This is a genomic window from Staphylococcus sp. HMSC077D08 (genome assembly GCF_001837945.1).
GTDB classification, from domain to species: domain Bacteria; phylum Bacillota; class Bacilli; order Staphylococcales; family Staphylococcaceae; genus Staphylococcus; species Staphylococcus epidermidis.
The window spans coordinates 1-14,267 of the sequence record NZ_KV834824.1; the positions used below are offsets into that span (position 1 = coordinate 1).

Annotated in this window: 14 protein-coding genes; 10 read left to right on the plus strand and 4 right to left on the minus strand. The window is 32.3% G+C overall.

Annotated features, from left to right (window positions below; genetic code table 11):
- The first annotated feature begins 421 nt into the window (after nt 1–421).
- The 3 genes from HMPREF2663_RS10205 (at nt 422) to HMPREF2663_RS10215 (ending at nt 2,851) form a co-directional block, all read left to right on the plus strand.
- On the plus strand, nt 422–898 hold the full coding sequence (locus HMPREF2663_RS10205; protein WP_001832180.1) for a GNAT family N-acetyltransferase: 477 nt from the start codon (nt 422–424) through the stop codon (nt 896–898).
- 91 nt (nt 899–989) lie between these two features.
- Nucleotides 990–2,288 carry an HD domain-containing protein gene (locus tag HMPREF2663_RS10210; RefSeq protein WP_001832138.1) on the plus strand — a complete coding sequence of 433 codons (1,299 nt, stop codon included), beginning with the start codon at nt 990–992 and terminating at the stop codon, nt 2,286–2,288.
- Nucleotides 2,289–2,344: 56 nt separating this feature from the next.
- On the plus strand, nt 2,345–2,851 hold the full coding sequence (locus HMPREF2663_RS10215; RefSeq protein ID WP_001832182.1) for a YwhD family protein: 507 nt from the start codon (nt 2,345–2,347) through the stop codon (nt 2,849–2,851).
- An 86-nt stretch (nt 2,852–2,937) separates the two neighbouring features.
- Here HMPREF2663_RS10215 and larC read toward each other — a convergent pair whose 3' ends face one another.
- The 4 genes from larC to larA are packed head-to-tail and all read right to left on the minus strand — an operon-like array spanning nt 2,938 to nt 7,028.
- On the minus strand, nt 2,938–4,125 hold the full coding sequence (gene larC / locus HMPREF2663_RS10220; protein ID WP_001832070.1) for a nickel pincer cofactor biosynthesis protein LarC: 1,188 nt from the start codon (nt 4,123–4,125) through the stop codon (nt 2,938–2,940).
- Nucleotides 4,122–4,898, minus strand: coding sequence for a nickel pincer cofactor biosynthesis protein LarB (gene larB, locus HMPREF2663_RS10225; RefSeq protein ID WP_001832104.1), 777 nt, complete (start codon nt 4,896–4,898; stop codon nt 4,122–4,124). The genes larC and larB overlap by 4 nt, the downstream gene beginning before the upstream one ends.
- 14 nt (nt 4,899–4,912) lie before the next feature.
- Complete coding sequence (gene larE / locus HMPREF2663_RS10230; RefSeq protein ID WP_070846375.1) at nt 4,913–5,740, minus strand: ATP-dependent sacrificial sulfur transferase LarE; 828 nt, start codon at nt 5,738–5,740, stop codon at nt 4,913–4,915.
- A gap of 19 nt (nt 5,741–5,759) precedes the next feature.
- Nucleotides 5,760–7,028 carry a nickel-dependent lactate racemase gene (larA, locus tag HMPREF2663_RS10235; RefSeq protein ID WP_002495845.1) on the minus strand — a complete coding sequence of 423 codons (1,269 nt, stop codon included), beginning with the start codon at nt 7,026–7,028 and terminating at the stop codon, nt 5,760–5,762.
- A 288-nt stretch (nt 7,029–7,316) separates the two neighbouring features.
- On the opposite strand from larA, the gene adhP reads away from it, so the two are divergent.
- The 7 genes from adhP (at nt 7,317) to HMPREF2663_RS10270 (ending at nt 14,228) form a co-directional block, all read left to right on the plus strand.
- A complete protein-coding gene (gene adhP, locus HMPREF2663_RS10240; protein ID WP_002445783.1) occupies nt 7,317–8,339 on the plus strand; it encodes an alcohol dehydrogenase AdhP in 1,023 nt (340 codons plus the stop codon).
- Between the two features lie 82 nt (nt 8,340–8,421).
- A complete protein-coding gene (locus HMPREF2663_RS10245; protein WP_002445784.1) occupies nt 8,422–8,814 on the plus strand; it encodes a hypothetical protein in 393 nt (130 codons plus the stop codon).
- Between the two features lie 450 nt (nt 8,815–9,264).
- Nucleotides 9,265–9,720, plus strand: a complete 456-nt coding sequence (locus HMPREF2663_RS10250) for a YwiB family protein (RefSeq protein ID WP_002445806.1) — start codon at nt 9,265–9,267, stop codon at nt 9,718–9,720.
- Nucleotides 9,717–11,378, plus strand: a complete 1,662-nt coding sequence (gene argS, locus HMPREF2663_RS10255; RefSeq protein WP_002445807.1) for an arginine--tRNA ligase — start codon at nt 9,717–9,719, stop codon at nt 11,376–11,378. Before HMPREF2663_RS10250 ends, argS begins: the two co-directional genes overlap by 4 nt.
- A 241-nt stretch (nt 11,379–11,619) precedes the next feature.
- Entirely contained in the window at nt 11,620–12,255 is a 636-nt protein-coding gene (locus HMPREF2663_RS10260) for an endonuclease III domain-containing protein (RefSeq protein WP_002470119.1), read from the plus strand.
- 54 nt (nt 12,256–12,309) lie between these two features.
- A complete protein-coding gene (locus HMPREF2663_RS10265) occupies nt 12,310–13,062 on the plus strand; it encodes a MerR family transcriptional regulator (RefSeq protein WP_002496397.1) in 753 nt (250 codons plus the stop codon).
- A 278-nt stretch (nt 13,063–13,340) separates the two neighbouring features.
- Complete coding sequence (locus tag HMPREF2663_RS10270; protein WP_070846377.1) at nt 13,341–14,228, plus strand: ABC transporter substrate-binding protein; 888 nt, start codon at nt 13,341–13,343, stop codon at nt 14,226–14,228.
- The last annotated feature ends 39 nt before the right edge of the window (nt 14,229–14,267 follow it).

Sequence of the window (14,267 nt, forward strand, 5' to 3'; positions counted from 1 at the left end):
TTAGCTATATTTTTTACTTTGCAACAGAACCAAATTATTTATAAGTAGGAAGATAGACGACATTGATAACATTATTTTTGGTAGAAATCGTCCAAAAGCTAACGTAGTGCAATTCATAAAGTAAGCATTTAATCATGTAAAAGAATGGAATGGGGAAATAACCAAATCATGATTTTAAGAAGGTTAGTATGAAATTATAGTATTGAGTGATTATTTAATGATTGCTTTAAAATTTTAAATAATTAGAAATATGTGTATAAAAAATATTGTGTCAAATAATCATATTTAAAAAGTTGTAGTTATTAATAGTTCTAAAATAAATTTTGTGAAGCTTTTTGAATGTCTAGATTGAATTAAGGTATCATACATGTGGTATAATGCCTATATTAATAGTCAAGTAAATAGTTAGGGGAGAAGTCACATGTATAGTGTCAGACAAGCAACTGAAAAAGATGCTGTAGCGATAAGAGATGTTGCGACAAAAGCTTGGTATAACACATATTTAAATATTTATGCTGCTTCAACAGTTAATGAACTGTTGGCCGCTTCATATAATGAAACGCATTTAAAAAAGAGATTAAATGAGCAATTATTTTTAGTGGCAGAAGAAGATAGTGAGATTGTTGGTTTTGCAAATTTCATTTATGGTGAAGAGCTTTATTTATCTGCACACTATGTTAGACCTGAATCTCAGCATAAAGGTTATGGAACTCGTTTGCTAGAAGCGGGGTTAAAAAGGTTTAAAGACCAGTATGAAACAGTTTATCTAGAAGTTGATAACAATAATAGCAATGGCATCGAATATTATCAGAATCATGGATTCGAGATTATTCGCTCATATCAACCTGAAATGTATGGTGAAATCATGGATTTAGCTTTAATGAAGAAATCATTTTAACAATCACATAAATAATTAAGATTGTTTCGTCTAGAGATATGAGAAATAAAAAGTAAATATTTTTTGGAATATATAGGATAGGAGGGAAAGTATGACGCTATCATCATATGCAACGAGTAAATTAACAGAAGAAAAGGTATTTAAAGATCCAATTCATCGATTTATCCACGTACAGGATCAATTGATTTGGGATTTAATTAAAACAAAAGAATTCCAACGTTTGAGACGTATTAAACAACTAGGTACTTTATATTTATCTTTTCATACAGCCGAACACAGTCGTTTTGGACACTCTTTGGGTGTTTATGAAATTGTGCGTCGAATGATTGATGAGACATTTATAGGACAAGACGCGTGGGATAATACAGATCGGCCACTCGCGTTGTGTGCTGCGTTGTTACATGATTTAGGTCATGGTCCTTTCTCTCATAGTTTTGAAAAAATATTTAATACAGACCATGAAGCATTTACACAAGCTATTATTACAGGAAATACTGAGGTTAATGGTGTACTAAGTCGAGTCTCTGATAACTTTCCTAAACAAGTAGCTGATGTAATTAATAAAACGCACGATAATAAGCTTGTTATTTCTATGATTTCCTCACAAATTGATGCTGATCGAATGGACTATTTACAAAGAGATGCATATTTTACAGGCGTAACGTATGGCTCATTTGATATGGAGCGTATTTTAAGGTTGATGAGACCATCTAAAGAAGAAGTGTTAATTAAAGATAGTGGTATGCATGCTGTCGAAAATTTCATTATGAGTCGTTATCAAATGTATTGGCAAATATATTTTCATCCAGTAAGCCGTGGTGGAGAAGTTTTATTAAACAATTGTTTAAAACGAGCTAAGCAGCTTTATAATGAAGGATATGAATTTAAAATGTATCCAAAAGACTTCATACCATTCTTTGAAGGAACAATGACGATTGAACAATATGTGGAACTTGATGAAGCAGTTGTATTGTATTACTTGAAGAAATGGATTCATGAAAATGATCCAATATTAAGTGATTTATCAAGACGGTTTATCAATAGAGATTTATTTAAATATATTCCTTTCGACGGTTCAATTATTACCATTTCTGAATTGCAAGAATTATTTGAAGCGGGTGGTATTAATCCTGATTATTACTTTGTAAGTGAAGCATTTTCAGATTTACCTTATGATTATGATCGCCCGGGATCAAATCGTAAACCGATTCATTTATTAAAAAGTAATGGTGGAATTACAGAAATAAGTAATCAATCATTGGTAATCAATAGTATTACAGGGATTAATAGAGAAGACCATAAATTATATTATCCTAAAGAAATGATTTTAAAGATTAAAGATTATCAAATTAAAGGTTCTATTATTAACTTGCTTAATGAATTAAACTAACTGTTAAGAATAAGATATATCGTTTTTATTTAATGACTTATTAGGAGGTGTCTCGTTTGTCTGAGAAAAAAGGTTTCAATTTCAATATTATAAAAAATGATCCACTAGATGGTCATAAAGGAACTAATATTGGTTCAATTAGTTTAGATAATATTGCCCCGGTTTTTATAGATATTGAAAATCAGAAGGCATTTGTTGATATTGGTGGTATGCATGCACGTGCTGAAGTTGAAAAGGGTGTCAAGTGGATTACTGACAAATCGCAAGTTGAAGGTGAGGAGGCTAAAGCATACTGGCTATGTTGGGTGACGACCGAACGTAGTGAACAAGGACCATATTATGCGGGTGTGACTGCATGCTATTTATTAGTTAACAAAAGTATTAGACGTGGTTATAAGAGCATGCCAGAACATGTTAATATGATGGATAAGTCCATGAAACATCAATTTATCATTGACCAAATCGGTGATGATAACAAACAAATTTTAAAAGAATTTCTACAGAATCATAACGTTGAAATGTGGAATAATTCTAGTGAAGAACTATATCGAGCATTTGAATAGAATAAAAGGATAGATGACAGTTTTATGTAGAATGACTGTCCCTATCCTTTTTTTGATGTGCAAAATTTAAATGAATAAGACTTAATTTATTGAAGTATATCTCCTATACGATATGTTTGATAGAGTTGTTGTAATACCTCGTTATGAATTACTTGAAACGGTTGGTTTGTAGTTTTAGCCATCTTCTTCAAATCTTCATACTCGGGTTTCATTTTCATAATTTTTCCATTTTGTAGACCAAATTTAATGGAAACAGTGCCGTGTTGTGTAGAAAGAATTTTAAACGCGCGATTCAAGATCTTTCTATTAACAGAAGTACTTCTGACGCCTAAAGAACTTGTTTCTTGTAAGATAAGTTGTTCGAAATATATCTTATCATGTAATTTACATATTAACGTTAACTGCGTGCTTGGGCGACTTTTTTTCATAAATATAGGCGTATAGTAAGCATCTAAAGCACCTTGTTCTAACGCATTATTCATAAAATCACCTAATGCTTCAGGGGTCATATCATCTATTTGACACTCTATTACTTGAACGCTATCTTGTTGCTCGAATTCAGAGTCAAATTGAATAACCCTTAATATATTAGGGAAATTAAAATCCTTACTGCCAGCACCATAGCCTATATGTTGTATTGTTGCTGAAGGAAATGGCCCAAACGATGAAACGAGTCCCTTAGCAAATGCGGCACCAGTAGGGGTTGTGAGTTCACTTTGAACATCAAAATGTGCGATTGGGATACCTTTAAGAATTTCAGCAGTAGCAGGTGCAGGGATTGGATAAATGCCATGAGCAATATGGATTTTACCATGACCTGTTGGAATAGCTGAACAGTATAATGTGTTAATCCCTAGTTGTTCTAGAGCAATACACCCACCAATAATATCGATAATAGAGTCCATTGCCCCTACTTCATGAAAGTGAACTTCTTCAAACGACATGCCATGAATTTTAGCTTCTGCTTGGCCAATAATTTCAAAAATTTTCTTACTGCGATATTTAACTCTTTCCGGAAGAGTACTGTCATCTATCATTTTAAATATATCATTAACGTGACGATGATGATTTGATTCTTTAACATCAATGTTTAATGTCATTGCATGAATACCTTGTTTTACTCTTTTTTGAAAATGTAGCTTAAATTGATCTAAAGGTAACTTTTTTAGTTCTGATTCAATGTCTTCAGGGTGTGCGCCTAAATCAACTAAAGCAGAAAGTAGCATATCTCCGGCAATACCTGCGTGGCAATCTAAATACAATGCTTTTGTCATAAAGATACCTCACTCTCTTTATTTTCTAGCATATGGATAATCTGTGCAGCGTTGTAACCGCCACCAAATCCATTATTGATATTTAATACGCTGGTTCCGGGTGCACAACTATTTATCATTGATAATAGGGTGGTAACCCCATTCAAGTTTGCTCCATAACCTATACTCGTTGGTACTGCATATATAGGGTGGTTGACTAATCCTCCAACAACACTTGCTAAAGCGCCTTCCATTCCAGCTATAACGATTGAAACTTTACCTTTGCGTATATCATGAATGTTGGATAATAAGCGATGAATTCCTGAAACCCCGACATCATAAAATCGTTTTACACTTACTCCCATGATTTCAGCGGTTAACGCAGCTTCTTCTGCAATAGGTAAATCAGAAGTTCCAGCACAAAGTACAGAAACATAATATTTAGATTGTGGTATATCATTCAGTGGCGTGCTAATTAACTGTGCAGTTTGATGATATTCCAACTTTGGATAATGTTGTAAAATATATTTTGCTTTCATTTCATCAACACGTGTCACTAGAATAACTTCATTATGAAATATCAAACTAGAGATGATTTTAGTGATTTGTTCTTTTGTTTTTCCTTGCCCAAAGATAACTTCGGGAAACCCTTGACGCTGTGCTCTATGTAAGTCAATTTTAGCAAAGCCCAATTCGTCATAATGACTGAGTTGGGCTTTAGCATCATTAATAGATAGTTGATTTGATTTTACAGCTTTGAGCACCTCTTCTATAGAATTATAACTATGGCTCATAGGTACTCACATCCTTATTTAAAACTTGTAGATTTGGTATCAATGATTTCATTCATACTACCTGTACGATAGCCTTCTAAATCCATTGTTACATAGTCAAATCCTAATTCTTTCAAATGTAATATGATACTGTCTTTCAATTTAAGAAGATTAGTTAATTGATCTTCTGTTACTTCAATGCGTGCTATGTTGTGATGATAGCGTACTCGTACGTGGTTGATACCTAGGCTTAAAATGAATTTTTCTGCTTCGTTGACCTTGTTAACTTTTGTGAAACTTAATTCCTCACCATAAGGTATTCTTGATGCTAGACTACATAAGGCTGGTTTATTCCATACAGGCAAGTCATGTTGATGACTTAATTCTCTAACTTCAGATTTATATAGTTTTGCTTCTTGTAAAACGCTACGCACACCAAAGTCGTCTCTTGCTTTTAATCCGGGACGAAAATCATCTAAGTCATCCATAATCATACCGTCTAGCACATAATTAAATCCTAGTTTATTCTTAATATTCTCAAGTTGACTATACATCAAGCGCTTGCTATAGTACCAACTTTCGGGCGTGTTTTTAACGATATTCGCATCTTGAAGTTCAGACATTTCAGTTTCTAATACTTCAACACCTAGACTTTGTCCAAGTTTAAGCGCTAGTTCAAACTCTTCATTTCTAAATAATTCTGATTTTACTACAACAGGTTTAATATAATTAACACCTAAAACATCAATCGCTTTTTTCAGTAACAAGCTACTATCTACTCCACCTGAGAAGGCAATGACTACACTCTGCATGTCTTTCAATAGTGCGTCTAATTTCATTTCTTTAGTATTTAATTCAGTCATAGTTTCCATCCTCCATTTATTATTCTTTGTCTTCTACGTACGGTATCGTTAAAGGACCTTGTGGCATAACACCAATGGTTAATTTACGACCATATCGATGTTCTAATTCTTGTATTGTATGTTCAATGTTAGAGGTTGGGATTAACATCGAGTCTTTAAGTTGTTGGTCAGTAAGTTCTGAATAAACATGCACATTGGCAAAAGTTTGAATACTTGCTTGTTTTTGTACTTGCCATTGGTCAACTTCCTTAAAGTTTGGATCGTGAATAAGTTCTAAAATACCTTGAGGTGTGTCTGCCATTTTGAAAATTTCGGCAAATTTACCATGATCAGGAAAGCCATCTGCACATTCAGATACCATAATAATATGACCGTCTTTTTTTACAATTTTACTCGCTGCACTCATCCCTTTTACTGTTTGATATAAATTTTGATCTAAAGGATAGCCAGAATTTGATGCGATAACAATATCAAAGTGTTGATCACATTTAAACATTGCATGTTCTTTTACATATGCGCATCCTTCTTTGTGTGTATCAAAGATTTCACCAGCAAATGCTGCAGTAATTTCTTTACTTTTATTCAATGCAACGTTAAGTAAAAAGTCAGGTTTACACATACGGTTAACTTCCCGTGCCATGTCTTGAACTGGATTATCTTCTAAATTTCCCCACGTTGATCTCGAATCGCCAATCATCTTTGCATTATGAAAAGTTTGAATTGTTTCTAAACCTGCAATTCCAGGCATTATCCCTTTAGGTCCCCCTGAAAATCCGGCAAAAAAGTGAGGTTCAATAAAACCTGTTACAATTTTAAAATCGGATTCTACATATGCTTTGTTTAAATATACATCACATCCATATTGACTGTGTCCCACTTTAGCTAGACTTTCTTTTTCTGAGCAATGATTGTGAACGATTTTTACTGAATTTACAATATCTTCACCTAACATTTGAATCAATTCATCTCGCGTTTGATCTCGATGAGTCCCTGTACCATTAATAATTACGAAATTCTCACGAGGAACATGATTTAATTCCTCAATTAGTAAAGGTACAAGAATATGGTTAGGCGTTGGACGTGTTATATCACTAATAACAATAGAAACAATATCATTACTGTTTACCATTTCTTTTAAAGATTTAGAATTTGTGGGGTTTCTTAATACATTTTTAATTGCTGATTCATAGTCTTGAATAGCATTGATGTTTTGAGGCTCTATGATTGTGCTATCATCAGGCACATTGATTTCAATTTCAGATTTTCCATATAAAACTTGCGACTTCACTTTCATCCCCTCCGATTAAGATTTTTAAAATACACATCTTCATCCCCAGAATTATAAGGTGTGATTAAGAGCGATGACTTTTCACTAACATGATATATATAGTTAAAAAATTAAAATATATGAATAAAGCATAAAATATGCTATAAAAGTGACGATATTATGTCGCTCTATATACAATTTACAAAAAATTCAGTATAAATGAAAGGACTTTTGGAAAACGATTTCAAAAGAGTGTAAAATAAGGGTGGAAGTAATAGAATTACACTTTAATACTAGGGAGGGCTTTTTATGAAAGCAGCTGTAGTAACCAAAGATCACAGAGTAAGTATTGAAGAAAAACGTTTAAGAGAATTAAAACCTGGAGAAGCATTAGTAAAGACTGAATATTGTGGTGTATGTCACACTGATTTACATGTTAAAAATGCAGATTTCGGTGACGTAACAGGTGTAACGCTAGGACATGAGGGAATTGGACGTGTCATTGAAGTTGCTGATAACGTAGATTCATTAAAGGTAGGGGATCGTGTATCTATAGCATGGATGTATGCAGCATGCGGTAATTGTGAGTATTGCACAACTGGTAGAGAAACATTATGCAGGGATGTTCTTAATGCCGGATATACTGTTGACGGGGCAATGGCTGAAGAAGTCATTGTTGATGCGAATTATGCAGTTAAAGTTCCCGAAAATCTTGATCCAGCGGCTGCTTCATCTATTACCTGTGCAGGTGTGACAACATATAAAGCAGTAAAAGTGAGTGGCATCGAACCAGGACAATGGTTAGGCGTATTTGGTGTGGGTGGATTAGGTAATTTAGCATTGCAATACGCCAAAAACGTAATGGGCGCGAAAGTTGTTGCATTCGACATTAATGATGATAAATTAAATTTTGCTAAAGAGCTTGGTGCTGATGCAATCATAAATTCAACTAATGTTGATCCTATTGAGGAAGTTAATCGTCTAACGAATAATAAAGGATTAGATGCAACGGTGATTACTGCTGTAGCTAAAACACCTTTTAATCAAGCAGTGGATGTTGTTAAGGCGGGTGCACGTGTGGTAGCAGTAGGACTTCCAGTAGACAAAATGGATTTAGATATTCCACGTTTAGTGCTTGATGGAATTGAAGTCGTTGGCTCATTAGTTGGTACCAGACAAGATTTAAGAGAAGCATTTCAATTTGCTGCCGAAAATAAAGTTATTCCTAAAGTCCAATTAAGACAATTATCTGAAATTAACGATATTTTTGATGAAATGGAAAAGGGAACAATCACAGGTCGAATGGTCATTGATATGAAAAGCTCGCACTAAAAGTGAACATAAAAGATAATATAATATTTGGAAATTATATTATCTTTTAATTTGTGAATGTAAAAAAGGGAAGGGATTAATTATGCAATTTAAATTAAAAGAAGATAAAATTTTAGAGTTTTTAGATTTAAATTTTCCACAACAAACATTTGAAAAGGGGCGTCTCCTAATTGGGCAAAATAAGAGACAACCATTACACGTTTATTATTTTGGAGAAAAATTCTTGGCTCTTTTAAATGTAAATTTTAACACTTTTGAATATATTAAAGTAGATGAAGTCGATTATAATGATATAAAAAAAATCACTTTAAAAGACGGACTACTTTTTAAAAAAATGTTTATTGAGACTGAGGATTTTATGTTTAATTATAGTACATCTAAAGCTCTTTTAAGTGATTTTCAAAATAATAATTTTAATCACTTTATTCAAAATAAAAAAGAGCGTGTAATATTTGAAGATGGACATTTCATCTAAAATATATGAATGAAAATTAACTCGAACCTTAAATATTTTATAGAAATGAAATTTGATAATGCTATAATATATTATAGATTTAAAAATATTTTGAGGAATATGAGGTTAAAAGATGAAAAAGACAATGTTCATCATTGCAACAATGATATTCGGCATCGTATATTTCGATAAATATAGATTTTTATTAAAAAAATATAAAACTGACATTATTGATGTTGAATAATAGCAAATCTGATTGAAGTGATAGGTGACATTTATATTGAATGTGTGAGTTCTCTGTGGCAACAATATCTAGAATAGGAAAGTGCCACTTTCACATCAGTTATGAATTGTGAATATGTAAAAAGAATCTGAGACAAAATTGATGTTTCAGGTTCTTTTCATATTGTGTAAATTTTTGACATGAACACATGTCTTGAGTACTACAAGCAATAGCAGTTTTATGCTATAATGACATTTATTATTGTAAGGGTTAAGGTGAGTAGTAAATTGAATAAAAATATTAACATTCAAACCCATCAAGTTTTGAAACAGAATGGTGAAAAGCAGAGATTTGAGTTTACTACAAAAGGTTTTTGGCAACAAAAATTTGCAGATTTTATACGTTACGAAGAACAAATTGAAGATGCTAAAGTCAATGTTACGATTAAAATTGAAGATACCGGTGTAAAGTTAATTCGTAAAGGTGACATTAATATGAACTTACATTTCGTCGAAGGACATGAGACGACAACACTCTATGATGTACCTGCCGGAAAAATACCTTTAACTGTTAAAACATTAAGTCTTAAGCATTTCGTCACTCATAATGGCGGTAAGCTAAAAATACATTATGAGTTATATCAAGATGAACAAAAAATGGGTTCTTATCAATATGAAATAAATTATAAGGAGATAAGTGAATGAGTATAATCGATCAGGTTAAACAAACGCTAATAGAAGAAATAGAAGTTAGTATTAGAAAAGCTAACCTCGCAGAAGATATTCCAGAAATCAAAATTGAAATACCTAAAGATCCTAAAAATGGAGATTATTCTTCTAATATTGCTATGGTTTTAACAAAGATTGCTAAGCGTAATCCCCGTGAAATTGCGCAAGCTATTGTCGATCATTTAGATACAAGTAAAGCACACGTTAAACAAGTTGATATTGCTGGGCCAGGTTTCATCAACTTTTATCTGGATAATCAATATTTAACAGCCATTATTCCAGAAGCTATCACAAAAGGTGATCGATTTGGATATGCAACACAATCTAAGAATACTAACATTTTATTAGAATATGTATCAGCTAATCCAACAGGAGACTTACATATTGGTCATGCTAGAAATGCAGCTGTAGGCGATTCTTTAGCTAATATTCTCATTGCGGCTGGTTACAACGTTACACGTGAATATTATATTAATGACGCAGGTAATCAAATCACTAATTTAGCACGATCAATTGAAGCACGATACTTTGAAGCTTTAGGTGATACGAGTTATGAGATGCCGGCGGATGGTTATAATGGTAAAGACATTATTGAAATCGGGAAAGACCTCGCTGTTAAACATCCAGAAATAAAAGACTACACTGATGAAGAACGCTTAAAAACATTTAGACAACTTGGTGTCGATTATGAAATGGAAAAATTGAAAAAGGATTTATCTGACTTTAACGTGCACTTTGATAATTGGTTTAGTGAAACATCTTTATATGAAAATGGCGCGATTGAAAATACATTATCTAAAATGAAAGAACTAGGCTATACGTATGAAGCAGATGGTGCAACTTGGTTACGTACAAGTGACTTCAAAGACGATAAAGATCGTGTATTAATAAAAAAAGACGGTAATTATACTTATTTCACACCAGATACGGCTTATCACTACAATAAGATTAATAGAGGAAATGATATTTTAATTGATTTAATGGGTGCTGATCACCACGGTTATATTAATCGTCTCAAAGCTAGCTTAGAAACATTTGGTGTAGACAGCGATCGTCTTGAAATTCAAATTATGCAAATGGTTCGCCTTATGCAAAATGGAGAAGAAGTGAAGATGAGTAAGCGTACAGGCAATGCGATTACTTTACGTGAAATTATGGATGAAGTCGGTATCGATGCTGCACGTTATTTCTTAACAATGCGTAGTCCTGATTCTCATTTTGACTTTGATTTAGAGTTAGCTAAAGAGCAATCTCAGGACAATCCAATTTATTACGCACAATATGCACATGCACGAATTTGCTCTATTTTAAAGCAAGCTAAAGAACAAGGTATTGAAGTGTCTACTGATGCAGACTTTTCTAAAATAAATAATGATAAAGCAATAGACTTATTAAAAAAAGTAGCAGAATTTGAATCAACGATAGAGAGTGCAGCCGAACATCGCGCACCTCATCGTCTAACTAATTATATTCAAGATCTAGCTGCAGCATTCCATAAATTTTACAATGCTGAAAAAGTGCTTACAGATGATACAGAAAAAACTAAAGCATATGTAGCTATGATTGAAGCGGTGCGTATTACCTTGCACAATGCATTAGCATTAGTAGGTGTCACAGCACCAGAATCTATGTAAAACTTCATAAAATAGATACACGAGAGCCTGACATATTTATATGTACAGGCTCTTACATTTACATATGCATACCCAAAAGAAAAAATAAGCATAGCAAACCGAGATTGGGGTACAGCATAAAGTTTGTTATAAAAGGAATATCAACAATTAGGTAGGACAACACCTCAGACTTCTTGGGAAAATTGGATAATGTAGCATGCGAGATAAAATAATCATTCGAAGTTTTGCGGGGGAAGAAATCATGTTATCAATAGAGAAATTATATCAAATTCTATATCAAAATATGGGCCCTCAATATTGGTGGCCAGCAGAAACACCAATAGAAATGATGCTTGGGGCAATTCTAGTCCAAAATACTAATTGGAATAATGCAGATATAGCGTTATCAAGATTAAAGGAAGAAACTTCTTTTAATGCACAGACAATATTGAAAATGCCTTTAGAATCGTTGCAGCAAGTGATACGTTCGAGTGGTTTCTATAAAAATAAAGCTAAGGCTATACAAGCATTGTTACTATGGTTAAATGAACATCACTTTGATTATAGTAGTATAGCTAAGTTATACAGTGATAACTTAAGAAAAGAGTTACTCACCATCCGTGGCATAGGTGAAGAGACCGCTGACGTCTTAATAGTATATATTTTTAAAGGTAAAGAATTTATACCTGATAGTTATACTAGACGTATTTTTAGAAAATTGGGATATCAACATACAGAAAGTTATCATCAATTGAAGCAGGAATTAACACTTCCTGAATCATTTTCAAATCAAGATGCAAATGAGTTTCACGCTTTATTAGATAATTTTGGAAAAAATTATTTTAATGGTAAAGGGAAACAACGCTATACCTTTTTAGATACCTATTTTAAAAAATAAGTATTGACCTTAACGTAACGTCATACCTCATACTTTAATTCAGGAGGTGAAATGATGAAAGAACGCTTCAGTCCCAAAATGCTTTCTGACATTACCGGAGTTAGTATACGTACGCTTCATTATTATCATGAAAAGGGGTTACTCGTACCACAACAAATGAGTGCTAATGGGTACCGATATTATAATGTTCAAGATATTTCAAAGTTACAATATATTCTCTTTTTAAAGGAATTAGATTTAACACTAAAACAAATACAGATATATTTTGAAGGTGATAGTGATTTTAGAACTAAAATATTACATGATAATTTTTATCACATTGTTAAAAAAAGAGATCGCTTAAATGATATTATCTGTACGTTAGAACATCATTTTCACCAAGATAATGAAGAGATTGAGGTAACTACAATGCAAAATTTCAATTTAAATGAACAGTATGAAAAAGAAGCAGCAAGTAAGTATGGAGATACCCATTATTATCAAGCATATAAAGATAAACAAAAAAGTAAGGATGAATCAGAACAGCAAAATCATTTTGAGGAAATTAATAAGCAATTAAATATGTTTTTTGACGATATGAATCAGCTATATTTAAACAAAGTTTCTATACTTGAAGCAAGTGGAAAAATTAAGAAATTACAATGTATTTTGAAAGAACAAGTTCCTAATTGTGACAATCAATTTTTAGAATATATAGCTCAGATTTATATTGAAGACGAGCGATTTGTAAAGTTTATTAACAAGCAACGTGAACGTGGTTTGAATTTATACATTTCTGATGCGATAAAAACGTTTATTAAATTATAAAATATGATGTGTCTGGGACATCGTTGATTGTCTCAGACATTTTTAGCATTTTACCGATTGATACTTACATTGTAAAACTGATACCAATACAGAGAAATTCAACGAGAAATTCTACAGACAAAGCAAGTTGGGGTTAAATATATTAATTGATTTAATTCAAAGTTGTCTTTTTCTCATATTTTGTGAAAATCAAATAAAATTGTATCTACAAATATTGGTATATTTTGATATGATGAATAGGAACATTAAAAATAATTTGTGAAAGGGTGATGCTCCAAATGAAAAGTAAACTATGGATAGTTATATGCGCATTGATTGTAGTACTGGCTGCATGTAGTCAAGATGCCAACCACTCATCTAATAATAAAGACACTGAAAAAAGCGATAAAAAATATCATAGAATTGTTTCGCTCATTCCTAGTAACACAGAAATTTTATATCGCTTAGGAATCGGAGAAGATATAGTAGGTGTATCCACTGTGGATGATTATCCTAAAGATGTAAAAAAAGGTAAAAAACAATTCGATGCGATGAATTTAAATAAAGAAGAATTAATAAAAGCTAAACCGGATTTGATTTTAGCGCATGAGTCACAGAAAAATTCTGCAGGTAAAGTGCTAAAGTCACTTAAAGATAAGGGAGTAAAAGTCGTTTATGTGAAAGATGCACAATCGATTGATGAAACTTATGATACCTTTAAATCAATTGGAAAATTAACGGATCGTGAAAAACAAGCTAAAGAACTTGTTGATGAAACAAAACATAATGTAGATAAAATCATTAACTCCATTCCTAAACATCATAAGAAACAAGAAGTGTTTATGGAAGTATCATCTAAACCAGACATTTACACTGCCGGAAAAGATACATTCTTTAACGATATGTTAGAGAAACTAGATGCTAAAAATAGTTTTGATGATGTTAAAGGTTGGAAATCAGTAAGTAAAGAAAGCATTATTAAACGTAATCCTGATATTCTGATTTCCACAGAAGGTAAATCAAAATCAGACTACATAGAAATGATAAAAAAACGTGGTGGTTTTGATAAAATTAATGCTGTAAAAAATACACGTATTGAAACAGTAGATGGGGATGAAGTTTCTCGACCAGGTCCTCGTATTGATGAAGGGCTAAAGGATTTAAGAGACGAAATATATAAAAAATAATTATTTGAATACGATGTATTGTATTTTGCTTAGATAATT

Bases quoted from the DNA above. Each gene is read 5' to 3' on its own strand.
- HMPREF2663_RS10205 (WP_001832180.1), top strand. From the start codon at position 422: ATGTATAGTGTCAGACAAGCAACTGAAAAAGATGCTGTAGCGATAAGA.
- HMPREF2663_RS10210 (WP_001832138.1), top strand. From the start codon at position 990: ATGACGCTATCATCATATGCAACGAGTAAATTAACAGAAGAAAAGGTA.
- larC (WP_001832070.1), bottom strand. From the start codon at position 4,125: ATGACAAAAGCATTGTATTTAGATTGCCACGCAGGTATTGCCGGAGAT.
- larB (WP_001832104.1), bottom strand. From the start codon at position 4,898: ATGAGCCATAGTTATAATTCTATAGAAGAGGTGCTCAAAGCTGTAAAA.
- larE (WP_070846375.1), bottom strand. From the start codon at position 5,740: ATGACTGAATTAAATACTAAAGAAATGAAATTAGACGCACTATTGAAA.
- adhP (WP_002445783.1), top strand. From the start codon at position 7,317: ATGAAAGCAGCTGTAGTAACCAAAGATCACAGAGTAAGTATTGAAGAA.
- HMPREF2663_RS10245 (WP_002445784.1), top strand. From the start codon at position 8,422: ATGCAATTTAAATTAAAAGAAGATAAAATTTTAGAGTTTTTAGATTTA.
- HMPREF2663_RS10250 (WP_002445806.1), top strand. From the start codon at position 9,265: ATGACATTTATTATTGTAAGGGTTAAGGTGAGTAGTAAATTGAATAAA.
- argS (WP_002445807.1), top strand. From the start codon at position 9,717: ATGAGTATAATCGATCAGGTTAAACAAACGCTAATAGAAGAAATAGAA.
- HMPREF2663_RS10260 (WP_002470119.1), top strand. From the start codon at position 11,620: ATGTTATCAATAGAGAAATTATATCAAATTCTATATCAAAATATGGGC.
- HMPREF2663_RS10265 (WP_002496397.1), top strand. From the start codon at position 12,310: ATGAAAGAACGCTTCAGTCCCAAAATGCTTTCTGACATTACCGGAGTT.
- HMPREF2663_RS10270 (WP_070846377.1), top strand. From the start codon at position 13,341: ATGAAAAGTAAACTATGGATAGTTATATGCGCATTGATTGTAGTACTG.